Raw genomic sequence first — 16,260 nt, forward strand, 5'->3', positions numbered from 1 at the left:
CGGCGAACGCTCCGATCCGACCTCAGCCATGCCGCGAGCGGGATTGTCGATCCGCGCCACGTTGCCACATGTCGGCCACGGCCGAGCATGCGGCCGGGCGGGAATTGACCGATGTATCCGGATACCGAGCTTCACATTGCCGGACGCTGGCGCGCGGGCGCCGACCGGGAGACCCTGGGCGTCCTGAATCCGGCCACGGGCGAGACGATCGGCCAATGCGCCGTCGCCACCACGGCGGATCTCGACGAGGCCCTGGCCGCGGCCGCCCGTGCCTTCCCGGCCTGGCGGAAGGTGTCGGCCTTCGAGCGCGGCAAGCTGATGCGCAAGGCCGCCGACCTGCTGCGCAGCCGCGCCGACGAGATCGCCCGCATCATGACCCAGGAGCAGGGCAAGCCGCTGGCCGAGTCGCGGGTCGAGACCCTGGCGGCCGCCGACATCATCGACTGGTTCGCTGAGGAGGGTAAGCGCGCCTACGGCCGCGTCATCCCGGCCCGCGCCGACGGCGTGCTGCAGGCGGTGGTGCGCGAGCCCGTCGGCCCCGTGGCCTGCTTCACCCCCTGGAACTTCCCGATCAACCAGGCGGTCCGCAAGATCTCGGCGGCGCTCTGCACCGGCTGCACGGTGATCCTCAAGGGGCCCGAGGACACGCCGGCGAGCTGCGCCGCCCTGGTCCGCGCCTTCCTGGATGCCGGCATCCCGGGCGACGCCCTGTCGCTAGTCTACGGCGACCCGGGGACGATCTCGGCCTACCTGATCCCGCACCCGGTGATCCGCAAGATCTCGTTCACCGGCTCGACGGTGATCGGCAAGAAGCTCGCGGCGCTGGCCGGCGAGCACATGAAGCGCGCCACGATGGAGCTCGGCGGCCACGCCCCGGTGATCGTGTTCGGCGATGCCGACGTGGAGAAGGCCGTCTCGGTCCTCGCCCCGTCGAAGTTCCGCAATGCCGGTCAGGTCTGCGTCTCGCCGACCCGGTTCCTGGTCCACGATTCGGTGTTCGACCGGTTCGTCGAGGGCTTCACCAGCCACGCCAAGAGCCTGAAGGTCGGCGATGGCCTCGACCCCGATACCAAGATGGGCCCGCTGATCCACGGGCGTCGCCTGGAGGCGATCGAGGCGCTCACCGCCGATGCCGAATCGGCCGGGGCGTCGCTGCGGGCCGGCGGCAAGCGCATCGGCAACCGCGGCAACTTCTTCGAGCCGACGGTCTTCACCGAGGTGCCGCTGACCGCCCGGATGATGAACGAGGAGCCGTTCGGCCCGGTGGCCATGATCAACCGGTTCTCGGAGGACGAGGAGGCGCTCACCGAGGCCAACCGCCTGCCCTACGGGCTCGCGGCCTACGCCTATACCCGCTCGGCCGAGCGGGCCGCGCGGGTGGCGAACACGGTGGAGAGCGGGATGATCTCGATCAACCACCACGGCCTCGCGGTGCCGGAGACGCCCTTCGGCGGCGTCAAGGAATCCGGCTACGGCAGCGAGGGCGGCTCGGAAGCGCTCGACGCCTATCTGGTGACCAAGTTCGTCACGCAGGCCAACTTCTGATCCCGACCCGGCGCGTCGCCGCAAGTGGCGCGCCGACATCCGTCAGTAATGCGGCGGCGGCGGTTCCGGCCCACGCGGCGCGGACCGGGCCGCCGCCTCCTCGACCTGATCCCGCAGCGCCGCGACCTGGCGGACCAGCCGGTCGATCACCCGCCACTGCTCCGTGACGGTGCGGTTCAGATCCTCGATGACCGAGTCCTGCTCGGTGAGGCGCATCTCCAGGCGATCGATGCGGGTGGGCTCGTCCATGGCCGGTCTCCAATCCGGCCCGCGATACCGCATCCGCGGCCGGTTTCCGACCGCGCCGGCTTACGCCGCCTGCACCCGCTCCGCCACCGCGACCCGGTCGCGCCCGCCATGTTTGGCGACGTAGAGCGCGGCATCGGCCCGACGCATCAGCGCCTCGTAATCGACCCCGTCGCGGGCCTGCGCGATCCCGATGCTGACGCTGACCTGCAGGTCCGGCAGTTCCGAGACCGACAGGCTCGCGAAGGTCCGGCGCAGTTCCTCGGCCCGCGCCAGGGCCTCGGCCGGGGAGACGTCGGGCAGCAGGCAGGCGAATTCCTCGCCGCCCAGCCGGCCGAGCACCGCCTCCCGGGGAAGCAGGGAAGCGGCCATGGTGCAGAACCCGACCAGCACGGCGTCGCCGACCGCGTGGCCGTGGACATCGTTGACCGCCTTGAACCGGTCGAGGTCGAACAGCAGCAGGGCCACGTCCCGGCGCGTGGCGAGGGCCGCCGCCGCGGCCTCGGCGAAGGCCCGCCGGTTGGGGATTCCCGTGAGCGGGTCCGTCGCCGCGGCGAGGCGCTGCTCGCGCTCGGCCCGCTCCTTGACCAGGGCCATGCAGGTGAAGGCCAGGGCGATCGAGAACAGCAGCGTGACGAAGCACAGGATCGCCACCCAGGGCGAGGTCAACGGGTTCAGCTTCGGCGGCGGCGGCGCCAGAAGCGTCGACGGGATGCGCACAAGGTAGAAGGTGGCGTGCAGCCCCAGCGTGGTCACGGCCGCCACCCGCGACGCGAGGCGCTCGTCGCGGCCGCGCCAGAACGCGCGGGCCGAATCGGCGGAATAGAGGGCCGCCACCGCGGACGCGTACACGATCCGGGCCTCCATCGATCCGTAGAAGGCCGGCACCAGGCAGAGCACGCACCAAATGGCGGCCCCCGCGAGCGCCAGGCCGATCCGGATCGGTCGCCCCTCGAACGAGCGGACGCCGCTCCAGATCAGCCCATAGGCCGCCAGCACGACGGCGTTGGACAGCGCGATCGATACGAGGTCGGGGATCTGGCCGCGCAGGGCGAGGCCGGCGGAGCCGACGGCACCGAGAATATGCGCGGCGCCCCACAGCGCCAGGGCGCGCGACGCCGGCGCCTGCCGCCACGACAGAACGAACAGCGTGCCGACCAGCAAGGTCATCACGGAACTAACGATCAGCAGGGTGGCTGGATCGAGATGCACGGCGTTCTATCAGTCTCCGACTCGAACGATAGCACGAGCCATCTGATATTGGCCGGACCTCAACGCACGTTCCGGCTCATTTCGCACCGGCGCGACGAAAATACCGCGCCGATGCTTACACTTCAGCGCGATAGCAACCTTCGGTTGTGATGTCGCGGGACGCCTCAGGCTGGTCCGGCCGCCCAGACCTTGAGCGGCTGTGCCTCTTCAGGCCCGATGCGCCATGGATGCTGCGCAGTACTGGACGCCACCGAACGGGCGCGAGGCCCGCCCTCCTGGGGGCCGGTCGCGGTCCACGACGAGGGATCGCCTGGTCTTGCCCGGTGCCCCCTCCGAGCCGGCGCCCCTATCCTGAGGCGCCCGGCGATCGGAGGGCACGTCACGATGAGGGCGCGGGTGGGGACAATGCCGAGACACACTATCCCAAGTCGCGTGCCGCGTGGATCACCGGCACCGCCGGGGCGCCTTCCCACTCGGTGTTGGCGGGGATCGACTCGCCCTTCATCACGATGGTGAGCGGGCGCAGGCGCGCGTAGTCGCCGACCTTGGTGTCGTACAGGACCGTCGCGAACGACCCGACCGATACGCCGCGGCCGACCACGACGCGGCCGATCTTCATGATCCGGTCCTCGTACAGGTGGGTCTGCAGCGCGGAGACGCGGTTGATCGTGGCGTAGTCGCCGATCGACACGCAGTCGAACTCGGTGATGTCGGTGGTGAGCATGCACACGCCCTTGCCGACCTTCACGCCGAACAGGCGCAGGGCCCAGGGCAGGAACGGCGTGCCCTGCAGGTGCTCGAGCAGCACCTTGCCGGCGAGGCCCCAATAGGCCACCGCGATCGCCTCGGTGCGCATCGCCCACCAGGACCACATCGGCTGCATGCCCGGCTTGTAGACGCCCATCAGCAGCCACTTCATCGCGATGACTGCGGCGGACTGGATCAGCGCGATGCAGACGCTGGCCGTGACGAAGCTGACGGCCAGCCCGGTCCAGTCCTTCTCCAGGATCGCCGGGTAGAAGTACCAGTCGATCACGGTGATCGCCAGGGTGATGTAGAGCATCGGCGAGAACGAGGTCGCGAACGCCTCGAACACGCCGCGCCGGATCTTCGGCCACATCCCGGGCTCGTAGGTCTGGGCGTTCGATCCGAGATCGACCTTCTGGCGGGCGGGCAGCCGGATCGGCGGCGAGCCGAACCAGGTCTCGCCGGGGCTCATCGCGTCGTTGGCCGGCGGCTTCGACTTGATGCCGATCAGCACGTCGTCCGGGATGACGGCGCCGGGCGGGACCACGGCATCGTTGCCGACGAAGACCCGCGCCCCGGTGCGCACCGGCTCGAGATGCATCCAGCCGCGGCGGATCTCCTCCTCGCCGTACACGACCTCGTCAGCGATGAAGTTCTTCGCGCCGACCTCGGCCAGGTCGTAACGGCCGGCGAGGTTGGTCGAGATCTCGGCGCCGTGGCCCATATTGGCGCCCATCAGCCGGTACCAGGCGCGCATGTAGACCGTGGCGAACAGCGACGAGAGCGTCTCCAGCGTCACCTCGACGGCGAGCGCCAGCGACCACTTGCGCAGGTAGAACAGCGAGTGGACCGAGTAGGTGCCCGAGCGGGTCCGCGGCAGCACGATCCAGCGGATGCCGGCGATCAGCAGCACCGTGCCGGCGGTCATCAGCATGGCGGTCGGCCAGGTGAGGATCGGCAGGTACCAGTGGTAGTCGACATCGGTGATGTCGGAGAGCGAATCCGAGATCTGGTCGAAGATGAAGAAGGCCGGGAAGATCGGCAGCAGGCCGACCGCCGGGATCGCGCCGAGCAGCACGATATAGGCCGCCGCGAAGGCGGCGCGGCGCGGGAAGGAGGCCTCGGCCGCCGCCGGCAGCTCGGCCGGGTTCGCCAGGCCGACCTTGCGGCCGGGCGAGCCGTCCCAGATCTCGGCCGGGCCGACCCGGGTGCCGGTCGGGATCGTGGTGAGGTCGGCGATCTCGGCCTGCGCGCCGATCACCGTGTCGTGGCTGAGCACGCAGGAGGTGCCGATCGCGGCATCCGCGCCGATCTCGACGGAGCCGATCACCAGCTCGTTGCCGACGATCTCGGCATTGGCGATGACCAGCCGGCCGCCGAGCGACGCGCCGTCGCCGATGGTGAGCAGGTCGGGGGCGCCGATCTCGATGTCGGAGATCAGCGCGTCGCGGCCGACCTTGGCCCCCATCAGCCGCAGATAGACCGAGATCGCTGGCGAGCCCTGGAGCCACTTCACGTGGACCAGGGGTGCCAGGCGCTGCGCCAGCCACCAGCGGTAGTAATAGGCGCCCCAGAGCGGGTAGCGGCCGGGCTTGGTCTTGCCGAGAACCAGCCACTTGCCCGCCACCGCGACCACCGCGGTCACGCCGTTGATCGCGATGTAGACGAGGAGCAGCACGCCCAGTTCGGCGAAGAAGCTGAGGCCGCCGCCGGTGAGCAGCAGGTAGGTCACGAACATGCCGAGCCACTGCGCGGTGGCCAGCGCGATGACGAAGGGCAGCGCGACGGCCTGGGCCAGCCCGCACAGGGCCCGCCGCAGCAACGGCGGCGGTTCGAAGCTCAGGTCACGGACCGAGGCCGCCGCGCCCATGCCGCCGGTGCGGGCGATCAGCGCGTCGGCCATCGCCCGCATGGTGCGCAGGGCGTAGACGTCCGGCAGGGTGATGCCGGCGAGCGCCGGGGCCTCGCGCACCGCCGAGACGAAGCGGGCGGCCAGCAGCGAGTGCCCGCCGAGATCGGCGAAGAAATCGCCCTCCAGCGGGATCGGCTGGTTGCCGAAGACCTGCTTGGCCGCGGCGACCAGCGCCGCCTCGGTCTCGTTGGCCGGGGGTTCCTGCTCGCCGTCGGCCGACACGACCGTGAGCGGGGCGATCTTCAGCGCCTTGCGGTCGACCTTGCCGGAGGTCAGGCGCGGCAGGGTCTCGGCCAGCTCGAAATGGCCGGGCACCATGTAGGGCGGCATCTGGCCGGCGAGCGTCCGGCGTAAGGTGGCGGTGTCCACGGTCCGGCCGCGCTCGGGGATCAGGAAGGCGACGAGCCGGTCGACGCCGTCGTCCTGGCGCAGCACCACGGCAGCCTGGTTGATGTCGGGCACGCTGCGGATCCGCGCCTCGATCTCGCCAAGCTCGACCCGGAAGCCGCGGATCTTCACCTGGTCGTCGATGCGGCCGTGGAACAGGATCCGCCCGGCGGCATCGAGCGAGACCGCATCGCCCGAGCGGTAGAGGATCGGGTCGGTCCCGTCCGAGGCGAACGGGTTGGCGATGAATTTTTCGGCGGTCAGCTCGGCCCGCGCCAGGTAGCCCCGGGCGACGCCGGGGCCGCCGATCAGCAACTCGCCCTGCTGGTCGCGGCCGAGCAGGCTCAGATCCTCGCCCGCGACATAGACCGAGTAATTCGGGATCGGGCCGCCGATGGTCACCGGCTCGCCCGGGCGCATCTCGGCCGCGGTGGCGACCACGGTCGCCTCGGTGGGCCCGTAGGTGTTGAACAACTGGCGCGAGCCAGTGGCCCAGCGGGCGACCAGCGGCTCGGGCAAGGCCTCTCCACCGAGCAGGACCAGGCGCACGGTTGGCAGGTCGCCGGAGATCATCGCCAGCAGGGTCGGCACGGTGTCGAGCACCGTGATCCGCTCGGCCTCCAGGATGCCCGGCAGGGATTCGACGTCGCCCATCATGGCCGGGCTCGCCACGAACAACGTCGCGCCGACGAGATACGGGACCCAGATCTCCTCCATCGACAGGTCGAAGGCGACCGAGGCGCCCTGGAACACGATGTCGTCGGCGCGCATGCCGTAGAGCGCGTTCCCCGACCGGAGGAAGTGGCAGATGTTGGCGTGGCTGATGACGATGCCCTTGGGCACGCCGGTCGAGCCCGAGGTGTAGATCAGGTAGGCGGGATGCTCCGGCGTCAGGCCGGCGGCGCGGGCATCCGGCACCGCCGCATCCACGGGCGTCGCGGCATCGAGATCGGCCGGGGTCAGGGCCGGCGCCGCGTCGGGCGCGGCGGCGGCGAGCGCCGGCGAGACCAGCAGCGCCTTGGCGGCGGCATCCGTCAGACAGACCCCGACCCGGTCGGCCGGCGCCTCGGCGTCGAACGGGAGCCAGGCGGCGCCCGACAGGGTGATGCCGATCTGGGCGACGAGAAGGTCGGGACCGCGGGCCATCCAGAGGCCGACGATGTCGCCGGGGCCGATACCGCGATGGGCGAGGCCGGCGGCGATCCGCCCGGCGCGGGCGGCGACCTCGGCATAGGTCAGGCTGGGGTGGACGCCGCCCGCGATCACGCGCGCACCGTCGATCAGGCAGGGATGCTCCGGCCGGGCACGCGCCGAGGTGAGAAAGATCTCGGCCAGCACCTCGTCGCGGATCAGGTCGGGGCGGTGCGCGCCGCGCAGCACGGCCGCCCCGTCCGCCGGACGCTCACGCGCCTCGGCAGCCGGTCCGGACCGGGTCTTCTCGGCGAGGTCGCTCATCCGCTGCTCCGCTGGCCGACCGAACAGGTCGGCGCATACCGTGGCGACCGCCCTATAGCCAGTCGATCATGCCGTTATCGAGGCGGCTTTGAACCCTGGGTGAAGGACGGCTCAGCGCGCCTTACCAAACGCACGGGCCGCCGGGCTGTCTTCCACCGCACGCGGGCGTGCCGCGGGCATCCCGCGCGAGACGCTCAGGCCCAGCGCCAGCCGGTCGGCTCCAGGACCAGCACCTCGCCCTGGCGGATGCCGAGGCGGGGCGCGGCGTAGACGTCGAGCAGGCCGAGGGCGACCAGGGCCGCCCGGGCGACGCCGCCATGGGCCACCACCACGGCATCCCCCTGCAGATCGGCGAGGACCGGCCCGACCCGCTCCACCAGGGTGGCGTAGCTCTCGCCGCCGAGGCCGGGCGGACGGTGGTTCCAGCGTTCGCGGTCGCGCGCGGAGGCGCCTCCCGGATCCCGGCGGCGGATCTCGGCCCATGTCGAGCCCTCCCAGGTGCCGAAGCCGATCTCCCGCAGCCGCGGATCCGTCCGGTACGCGCCCGGCGGCAGGCCCAGGGTGGTGCGCAGGATCTCCATGGTGCGCCGGGTGCGCTTGAGCGGGCTCGCGAGGAACTCGGCCTCCGCCAGGCCCGGCCCCGCCACCGCGGCCAGGCGCTCGGCCACGGCGACGGCCTGCGCCTCCCCTTGCGGGTTGAGGTCGATGTCGCGACTGCCCTGCAGGCGGCCTTCGGCATTCCAGGCGGTCTGGCCGTGGCGGATGAAATAGATCGTGGCCAACCGTCTCAAAATCCTGTCGCTGCGCAGGCGCCCGGAACGGCCGGGCTTGCCAACCGTTCTGCGCGTTCGTCGGCAAAGCCCCTCAACACGGTCCTGCCCATGTCCAAGAAGCACGGCAAGCATCTTCCCGGCCACTCGCAGGACGGGAGCGTGACAGACGGCCCGGATCGGCACCAGGCTGCCCGGGCGCGGGCGCCCTCGACCGCCGTCTGGGCCGGGGCGGCGGACGCGATCGCCGGGACAGTGCCGGCCGCCCTGGGCAGCCACCGGCAGATCCCGATCCTGGCCGCCCCGGGGATCGTGGCGGTCGAGCCCGGGACGCGGATCGACCTGTCGGCGGTCGACGCGGACGCCGATGGCGGCCTCGACAAGCTCTGGGCCAAGGACGCCCTCGGCCAGGAGCGCGAGCGCATCAGCGCGCTGCAGGAGCGGCTCTATGCCGAGCGCGCGCGCAGCCTCCTGCTCGTGTTCCAGGCGATCGATACCGGCGGCAAGGACGGGACGATCCGGGCCGTGCTCAAGGGCGTGAACCCGCAGGGCTGCACGGTGTCGTCGTTCAAGGTACCGTCGAGCGACGAGCTCGATCACGATTTCCTGTGGCGCTACCACGCCAAGACGCCGGGGCGCGGCATGATCGGCGTGTTCAACCGCAGCCATTACGAGGATGTCCTCGTGGTGCGGGTGAAGGGCCTCGTGCCGGACGCGGTCTGGCAGGGCCGCTACCGGCTGATCAACGATTTCGAGCGTCTGCTCACCGAATCCGGCACGGTGGTGATCAAGTTCTTCCTGCACATCTCCAAGGACGAGCAGAAGAAGCGCCTGGAGGCCCGGATCGCCGACCCGGAGAAGCATTGGAAGTTCGACCCGGCCGACCTGGTCGAACGGAAATCCTGGGACGCCTACCAGCAGGCCTTCTCGGACGCCCTGTCGCAATGCTCGAGCCCGCACGCGCCGTGGCTGGTGGTGCCGGCCAACCACAAGTGGTTCCGCAACTACGTGATTGCCCGCACGATCGCCGATACGCTGGAGGCGATGGACCCGCGATTCCCGAAGGCCACCAAGGGCATCGCCGACCTGAAGGTCCCGGACTGAACGAAGGTGTGCCGCATGCTGGGGGTTCGGGAGGTCGCGGTCTCGGGCTACCGTTCGCTCCGGCGGATCGGCTTCCCGGTGGACGGCCTGTCGGTGTTCGTGGGCGGCAACGGCACCGGCAAGACCAACCTCTATCGCGGCCTCGAATTGCTGCAGGCCGCAGCCCGGGGGACGCTCACCCGGGAGCTCGCCGCGGAGGGCGGGATGGATTCGGCGCTCTGGGCCGGGCGTCGGCGGCAGGGGGAGGCCGCGCGGGTCCGCCTGTCCGCCACCCTGCACGAGGACGGGACCGGGCAGGACTTCGCCTACGCGGTCGAGATCGGGCTGGTGCCGCAGGTCAACGGCATCCCCACCGGCGCGGCCTTCGCCCAGGAGCCGCAGGTCAAGACCGAGCGCCTGTCGGTGCGCACGGGCGGCCGGACCGCCGTCATCCTCGACCGCGACGGCCGGACCGGCTTCGCCCGGGACGAGGACGGGCGCAAGCGCTCGCTCGGCACGGAGTTGCTGCCCACCGAGACGGCGCTCGGCACCTTCCTCGACGCGACCCTGTACCCCGAGATCGCCCTGGTGCGTCTCGCCATGACGGCGTGGCGCTTCCACCACGCCTTCCGCACCGACGCCGAGTCACCCCTGCGCCGCCCCTGCCTCGCGGTGACGACGCCGACGCTCGCCTCGGACGGGTCCGACCTTGCGGCCCTGTTCGCCACCCTGGCCCATATCCGGCAGGACATGGCGGATCTCGACGAGGCCCTGGACGAGGCGTTCCCGGGCGCCCGGCTGGTGGTGCCGGTGCCAGGCCGCGAGGCGCGTTTCGGGATGACGGTGCCGGATTTTCCGAACCGGGTCTTCGGCCCCCCGGAATTGTCGGACGGGACCTTGCGCTACCTCGCCCTGATGGGCGCCCTGCTCGGCTATCGGCTGCCGGCGTTCATCGCGTTGAACGAGCCGGAGACCAGCCTGCATCCCGACCTGATGGACCCGCTGGCCCGGCTGATCGCCCGGGCGGCCCAGCGCACCCAGATCTGGCTGGTCACCCATTCCGGGCGGCTCGCCGACGGGATCGCGAGCCATGGCGGCGCCCGGCCGCGGGTCGTGGTCAAGCGCGACGGCGAGACCTGGATCGAGGGGCTGAGACTCTCGGGGGATTTCGCTGACGACGCAGACGACTAATCCTTGTCGAGGGTCAGGTCCGGCGCCTCGGGGTTCTTCATGCCGACGACGTGGTAGCCCGCATCCACGTGCAGGATCTCGCCGGTCATGCCGGCCGACATGTCGGAGATCAGGTAGGCGGCGGTCTCGCCGACCTCGCCGATCGTGACGGTCCGGCGCAGCGGGGCGTTGTACTCGTTCCACTTCAGAATGTAGCGGAAGTCACCGATGCCCGAGGCCGCCAGGGTCTTGATCGGGCCGGCCGAGATCGCGTTCACACGGATGTTCTTGGGGCCCAGATCGGCCGCGAGGTAGCGCACCGAGGCTTCGAGCGCCGCCTTGGCCACGCCCATCACGTTGTAATGCGGCATCCATTTCTCGGCGCCGTAATAGGTCAGCGTCACCAGGGAGCCGCCCGGGCGCATGATCTTCTCGGCGCGCTGGGCCACCGCGGTGAACGAGTAGCAGGAGACCAGGAGCGACTTGGTGAAGTTCTCCTCGGAGGTCTCGAGGTAGCGGCCGGTCAGCTCGTCCTTGTCCGAGAAGGCGATGCAGTGGATGACGAAGTCGATGCCCTCGGGGAAGACCCGCGCGGCCTCCGCGAACACGGCGTCGATCGTGGCCGCCTCGGTCACGTCGCAATGCCCGATGACGTGGGCGTCGAGCTCCTTGGCCAGCGGCTCGACCCGCTTGCGCAGAGCGTCACCCTGGTAGGTGAAGGCGAGTTCGGCCCCGTGCGCGCGGGCGCTGGAGGCGATGCCCCAGGCGATCGAGCGGTTGTTGGCGACCCCGAGCACGAGGCCCCGCTTGCCCGCCAGAATGCCCTGCCCGTGTTCCGCCATGATCGATCCTGGAAACCTCTCGGCCCCTCGCGGCACCGGCGGTCTCCTTAGCGGAGGCGGACCGGCGACGGAAGTCCGCACCGGGCCGCCGCGCGGCCCGAGAGGCCGCGCCTGTCACGCAGGCGCTCAGGCGGCCTTCGCGCGCCGGCTCCGGGCGAACTCGATGAGCGCCGGATCCTCGCTCTCCGGCAGGGTGATCGCCGTGGTGGCGAGCAGGTCGCCGCGGGTGCCGTCCTTCTTGGGCAGGCCCTTGCCGCGCAACCGGAAGGTGCGGCCCGAGCTGGTCATGGGCGGCATCTTCATCTCGACGGCGCCGGTCAGGGTCGGCACCCGGATCGTGCCGCCGAGCACGGCATCCTCCAGCGGCACCTCGACGCTGGTCTTCAGGTCGGCCCCGTCGACGGTGAAGCGGGGATGCGGCCGGACCCGGATGGTGAGCAGCGCGTCGCCGGGCTCGCCGCGGGGGCCGGCGCTCTGCCCCAGGCCGCGGAGCCGGATGGTCTGACCATCCTCCACGCCCCGGGGGATCACCACGTCGACCTCGCGGCCGGTGGGCAGGGCCAGGCGCAGCTTCTCCTCGCTGGCGACCTGCTCCAGGCTGACGGACAGCTCGGCCGCGACGTCGTCGCCCTTGGCGGCCTGGCGGGCGCCGCCCGGCCCGGCGCCGCCGGCGCGGAACGCCTCGCCGAAGATGTGCGAGAAGATATCCTCGCCCATCCCGCCGCCGCCCATGCCACCGCCCATGCCGCCCTGTCGGCCGCGGGCCATGTTCTCGAAATCGAAGCCGCTCGACCGGCCGCCGCCGAACCCGCCCGAGAATCCCTCGAACCCGGAGGCGCGGGGCCGGCCATCGGCGTCGATCTCGCCGCGGTCGAACTGCTTGCGCTTCTCCGAATCGCCCAGGATCTCGTAGGCCGAGTTCGCCTCCGCGAACCGGTCCTTGGCCTTCACGTCGTTCTTGTTGCGGTCGGGGTGGAAGTCCTTGGCGAGCTTGCGATAAGCCTTCTTGATATCGGCTTCGCTCGCTCCCTTGGGGACGCCCAGCACGTCGTAGGGATTGCGCATCGGTCTCTTGAGCTGTGCGGTGTGGGATTTCCACCCGGATGTGGGAAGGATGTTGCATCCCTGCAACGATCGCGGCGGCGAAAGTCTGCGGGTTCGTGCGCTGCGTCAAGCGGCGGATCTCGCCCCGGGACGCGCGACCCCCTACCCTTTGTCGGCGACGCCATGACGGGCCGGCCGGGAGCGGGCCCCGGGAGACAGACACGCGATGCAGTACGCCTGCGACCACGTCCATCTGCGCAGCCGCGATGCGGTGAAGGCCGCGTCCTTCTACGTCGAGACTTTCGGGGCCAGGGAAGTGAAGCGCGTCGGCGCCAACCCGGTGCAGCGCATGGTGCTCGATCTCGGCGGCCTGACCGTCTTCATCGAGCAGGCCCCGCCCGAGACCGCCCCCGCCACGCAGACGCCCTGCCTGGGCATCGAGCATATCGGCCTGCGCGTCGCCGACATCGCGGCGGCCCTAGCCGATCTCACGGCCCGCGGCGTCACCGTGCGGGCGGGCATCACCGAGCGCGGCCCGGGCCTGCGGATCGCCTTCGTGGAGGGACCGGACGGGGCGTTGATCGAGATCCTGGAGCGCCGGTCGGCCGGTTGACGCCGGCCCGGCTCAGCCGTGCGCGCTGCTGCGCAACGCTAGGGCGGGCTCCGGATCGCCATCGAGCGGGGCCGGCGGCTCGATCCGGTCGAGACCCTCCGCCGTGTAGACCGCGCCGAGCACGGTCTTGAAATGCCGCTGCACGCGGGAATGGCACTCGCAGGCCGCCGCCGACATCGCCCGGCGGTCGAGCACGGTGATCCGCCCGCGCCCGACCCGGATCAGGCACTGGTCCTGCAGGGTGCTGAGGATCCGCGTCAGATAAGTGCGCTGGACGCCAAGCATCGAGGCCAGCAACTCGTGGGTGATCGGCAGCGTGTCGCCCCCGATCCGGTCCTGGAGCGTCAGCAGCCAGCGCAGGCAGCGCTGCTCGATCGGGTGCAGGGCGTTGCAGGCCGCCGCCTGCAGCACCTGGGCCAGGAGGCAGTCGGAGTAGCGCGCGAACAGGTTGCGGATCTCGGTGGATTGGCGCTTGGCCTCCTGCAGCCGGTCGGTCTCGAGACGCAGCATCGGGCCGCCGATCTGCACGATCGCCTCGGTTGAGGCCGGCACCCGGCCCGCGCTGACGATCCCGCCGACCGCGCCCTCGCGGCCGATCGTGGCGGTCTCGGCGCAGCGCCCGTCCCGGGTGGCGATGATCAGCGCCACAACGGTCTGCCCGCACGGGAAGGTGATGTGCGTCACGTCCGAGCCCGCCTCGAACACGATCGCGCCCTTGTCGAACGCCAGCGGCTCGAGATGCGGCGCGATCAGCGCGCGGTCGGCCCCTCGAAGCGCGTCGAGGAGCAGGTTGCCGGTCGGGGCGGCGGCGCGGTCAGCGGGCATTGCGGGATGAGGATCGTGGAACAAGAGGCTCCCGAAAGGATCCTCACCGGTTGCCCGCCTGCGAGCCGGCGAACCGGACACGCTTATATCCCACCCCGTGTTCGTGAACCAACTTAAGTCTATCGGTCCCGCTCAATTATTTGTCGGTGCACAGGCCCTGTTCCGACAGCCGCCGGTGCTCGCGAGGATCACAATCGGTCGACAGGAACGAGGCCCAGTCGGACGGCGTGCCGTAGAAGGCGTTGCGGTCGACGTCGCCCTGCACCCCAGGGACGCGCCCGGTCGAGGTGAACTGCCACAGCATCCACTTGCGGTTGACGAAGCGCTGCTCCGGCTCGGCCGCGGTGGACCGCAACCAGTGCGGGTAGTCGGGCAGCTCGCCTTCCAGCACATCCTTGTGGAAGGTGATGTCCGTGTAGATGATCGGGCGCTTGCCGGTGTAGCGCTCCATCTCCTCGAGCATCTCGGTGACCATCGCCAGGGCCTGCGCCTTGGGCAGCTTCTTCGGGCAGGTCTGCGAGTGGCCGTTCCACTCGACGTCGAGCACCGGCGGCAGGGCCGTCGGGTCGTTCGGGACGTTGCGCTTGAACCACTCCATCTGGTCCCGGGCGGAGCGGCACCAGAACACGAAATGGTAGGCGCCCCGCGGCACGCCGGCCCGGGCCGCGCCATCCCAGTTGGTCCGGAAGCGCTCGTCGACGTGGTCGCCGCCCTCGGTCGCCTTGATGAAGGCGAACTGGGTACCCGCCGCCCGGACCGAGGCCCAGTCGACGTTGCCCTGCCACTTCGAGATGTCGATGCCCTGGATCGGGTGCTGCTTGGCCTTGGCCACGCCCGGATGGGGTTTCGCGTCGCCCTTGGTCGGGTAGAAATTCGTGCTCGAGGCGCAGGCCGCTAATCCCGCCAGCGCGGCGATGGCCAGCACCCGGGTGGCGATTCGCCGGACGCCCCTCAGGGGGCCGACGCAACGGCCGCGCTCGGCGGACGGAACCTGCGAAAGCTTGTAATCCCGCACCATCAGTGTTCAGCCCGCCACCGAAGAAGCGCCAAAGTCAGGCGTAATCGATGGCCCTGACGCAGTTAACGGAGCTTTGCGATCTTTGCGGCGGAATTCCGGGATGCGTTGCGCCGCCGCGACATACCGCATCAATCCCCGGTTGGTGCACAGCCCGCGATCCGGCTAAGTGCCCGTCCCGCAACGCGAGTCCCGTCACGGTCCCGTGAGCAAGCAATTATTCACCATAGGTTACGAAGGGCTCGACCCGGAGCGCCTTACGGATGCGCTGCGCTCGGCGGGCGTTTCGGTCCTGGCCGACGTGCGGGCGGTGGCGAACTCGCGCAAGCGCGGCTTCTCGAAGGGCGCGCTGGGGACCGGGCTGGTCGAGGCCGGGCTCGGCTACGTGCATCTGCGCAGCCTGGGCACGCCGAAATCCGGGCGCGAGGCGGCCCGGGCCGACGATGCGGCGCTGATGCGCAAGATCTACTGCGAGGAGGTGCTCGATACGGCGGCCGGCGGCGTCGCCCTCGACGAGCTCGCCGCCCTGGCGGAGGCGTCCCCGATCTGCCTGCTGTGCTTCGAGCGGGATCCCGCCCGCTGCCACCGGCGCGTCCTGGCCGAGCGGCTGGCGGAGCGGGGTTTCGTGACGACCGATCTGTTCGGCTGAGGCCGGCTCAGCGCATCGCCCGCCCGGCGGCGAAGCGCCGGATCGGGGCCATGGCGGCGCTGAACAGCATCCGCGGCGTGCGGAGCGCTCCGAATTCCCGCGGGATCGGCCGGCGGCGATTGGGGTCGTTCACCGGCTCGACCGGGAGGTACAGGGCTTCGAGGAACGACATCTCCAGGAGTGTCGTGCCGGCCTCGTCGGCGATCACCAGGGCGGCGTCGAGCAGGCGCGGGTCGCCGCCGTGCTGGCGCATCAGCCCCCGGACGATCGTGCGCGCGGCGACCCGGGCCGCATCCATATCGGCGATGTCCTGCGCCGTCGGCGCGGCCAGGTAGGCGCCGTCGAGGCGAATGTAGAAGTAGGCGCGGACCATGGTGGCGCTCCGGGGCGGATCGGGCAGCAATCGTCAGGCAGCCTGGGCGCCGTCCTGGGGCTCGGCCTTCTCGGTCGCCGATTTCGGATCGAAGGCGTCCGCCAGGAGGCTGAGGCGGCGGGCCATGTCCCGCACCTCGTTCAGCGCGATCGATTTCTGGCCTTCCTTGACCGCGCGGGTGATGTCGCTGACCTGCGTGGTGGCGACCCGCCTCAGTTCGTCGGCGAGCTGGTGGCTGGTCATCATCGCATCCGTTCCCGAATTGGTTCGTCTGTGCGCGGACCGTGGTGGGATGCCGCTTACCAACGGGTTTCGCGCTGCAGCGATGCCTGTGGACAACGGTCGGGGCCGTGGATTCACCCCGCGCGCGGA

Annotated in this window: 15 protein-coding genes; 5 read left to right on the top strand and 10 right to left on the bottom strand. The window is 70.7% G+C overall.

The window, feature by feature from the left end:
* Positions 1 to 111 precede the first annotated feature (111 nt).
* Positions 112 to 1,545: an NAD-dependent succinate-semialdehyde dehydrogenase gene (locus BMZ47_RS15010; protein ID WP_091863231.1), complete on the top strand. Its 1,434-nt coding sequence runs from the start codon at positions 112 to 114 to the stop codon at positions 1,543 to 1,545.
* A gap of 42 nt (positions 1,546 to 1,587) precedes the next feature.
* On the opposite strand, the gene BMZ47_RS15015 is transcribed toward BMZ47_RS15010, so the two are convergent.
* The 4 genes from BMZ47_RS15015 to BMZ47_RS15030 all read right to left on the bottom strand — a co-directional run bounded on the left by BMZ47_RS15015 (position 1,588) and on the right by BMZ47_RS15030 (position 8,286).
* Complete coding sequence (locus tag BMZ47_RS15015; protein ID WP_007566394.1) at positions 1,588 to 1,794, bottom strand: SlyX family protein; 207 nt, start codon at positions 1,792 to 1,794, stop codon at positions 1,588 to 1,590.
* A gap of 60 nt (positions 1,795 to 1,854) precedes the next feature.
* Entirely contained in the window at positions 1,855 to 3,003 is a 1,149-nt protein-coding gene (locus BMZ47_RS15020) for a GGDEF domain-containing protein (RefSeq protein ID WP_091863232.1), read from the bottom strand.
* Positions 3,004 to 3,421: 418 nt separating this feature from the next.
* Complete coding sequence (locus BMZ47_RS15025; protein ID WP_091863233.1) at positions 3,422 to 7,504, bottom strand: Pls/PosA family non-ribosomal peptide synthetase; 4,083 nt, start codon at positions 7,502 to 7,504, stop codon at positions 3,422 to 3,424.
* 194 nt (positions 7,505 to 7,698) lie between these two features.
* A complete protein-coding gene (locus BMZ47_RS15030; RefSeq protein ID WP_007566387.1) occupies positions 7,699 to 8,286 on the bottom strand; it encodes a histidine phosphatase family protein in 588 nt (195 codons plus the stop codon).
* Positions 8,287 to 8,385: 99 nt separating this feature from the next.
* On the opposite strand from BMZ47_RS15030, the gene BMZ47_RS15035 reads away from it, so the two are divergent.
* Positions 8,386 to 9,378: a polyphosphate kinase 2 family protein gene (locus BMZ47_RS15035; RefSeq protein ID WP_091863234.1), complete on the top strand. Its 993-nt coding sequence runs from the start codon at positions 8,386 to 8,388 to the stop codon at positions 9,376 to 9,378.
* Positions 9,379 to 9,393: 15 nt separating this feature from the next.
* A complete protein-coding gene (locus tag BMZ47_RS15040) occupies positions 9,394 to 10,548 on the top strand; it encodes an AAA family ATPase (RefSeq protein WP_091863235.1) in 1,155 nt (384 codons plus the stop codon).
* On the opposite strand, the gene fabI is transcribed toward BMZ47_RS15040, so the two are convergent.
* Positions 10,545 to 11,369, bottom strand: coding sequence for an enoyl-ACP reductase FabI (gene fabI / locus BMZ47_RS15045; protein WP_007566382.1), 825 nt, complete (start codon positions 11,367 to 11,369; stop codon positions 10,545 to 10,547). The genes BMZ47_RS15040 and fabI overlap by 4 nt on opposite strands.
* Positions 11,370 to 11,495: 126 nt before the next feature.
* Positions 11,496 to 12,434: a DnaJ C-terminal domain-containing protein gene (locus BMZ47_RS15050; protein WP_007566381.1), complete on the bottom strand. Its 939-nt coding sequence runs from the start codon at positions 12,432 to 12,434 to the stop codon at positions 11,496 to 11,498.
* 205 nt (positions 12,435 to 12,639) lie between these two features.
* Here BMZ47_RS15050 and BMZ47_RS15055 point away from each other — a divergent pair, with 205 nt between their 5' ends.
* Positions 12,640 to 13,026: a VOC family protein gene (locus BMZ47_RS15055; protein WP_091863236.1), complete on the top strand. Its 387-nt coding sequence runs from the start codon at positions 12,640 to 12,642 to the stop codon at positions 13,024 to 13,026.
* A gap of 12 nt (positions 13,027 to 13,038) precedes the next feature.
* Here the strand turns inward: BMZ47_RS15055 and BMZ47_RS15060 are convergent, their stop codons facing one another.
* Positions 13,039 to 13,851 (bottom strand): Crp/Fnr family transcriptional regulator, encoded by an 813-nt coding sequence (locus BMZ47_RS15060; RefSeq protein WP_091863237.1) that lies wholly within the window; start codon positions 13,849 to 13,851, stop codon positions 13,039 to 13,041.
* Between the two features lie 136 nt (positions 13,852 to 13,987).
* Positions 13,988 to 14,869: a glycoside hydrolase family 25 protein gene (locus tag BMZ47_RS15065; protein WP_091863238.1), complete on the bottom strand. Its 882-nt coding sequence runs from the start codon at positions 14,867 to 14,869 to the stop codon at positions 13,988 to 13,990.
* Positions 14,870 to 15,071: 202 nt separating this feature from the next.
* On the opposite strand from BMZ47_RS15065, the gene BMZ47_RS15070 reads away from it, so the two are divergent.
* Positions 15,072 to 15,515 (top strand): DUF488 domain-containing protein, encoded by a 444-nt coding sequence (locus tag BMZ47_RS15070; RefSeq protein ID WP_039903617.1) that lies wholly within the window; start codon positions 15,072 to 15,074, stop codon positions 15,513 to 15,515.
* 7 nt (positions 15,516 to 15,522) lie between these two features.
* Here BMZ47_RS15070 and BMZ47_RS15075 read toward each other — a convergent pair whose 3' ends face one another.
* On the bottom strand, positions 15,523 to 15,888 hold the full coding sequence (locus BMZ47_RS15075; protein ID WP_007566376.1) for a DUF6894 family protein: 366 nt from the start codon (positions 15,886 to 15,888) through the stop codon (positions 15,523 to 15,525).
* A 33-nt stretch (positions 15,889 to 15,921) separates the two neighbouring features.
* On the bottom strand, positions 15,922 to 16,134 hold the full coding sequence (locus BMZ47_RS15080; protein ID WP_082316903.1) for a hypothetical protein: 213 nt from the start codon (positions 16,132 to 16,134) through the stop codon (positions 15,922 to 15,924).
* Between the last annotated feature and the right edge of the window lie 126 nt (positions 16,135 to 16,260).

Origin of the sequence: Methylobacterium brachiatum (genome assembly GCF_900113845.1) — a bacterium.
Taxonomy (GTDB): domain Bacteria; phylum Pseudomonadota; class Alphaproteobacteria; order Rhizobiales; family Beijerinckiaceae; genus Methylobacterium; species Methylobacterium brachiatum.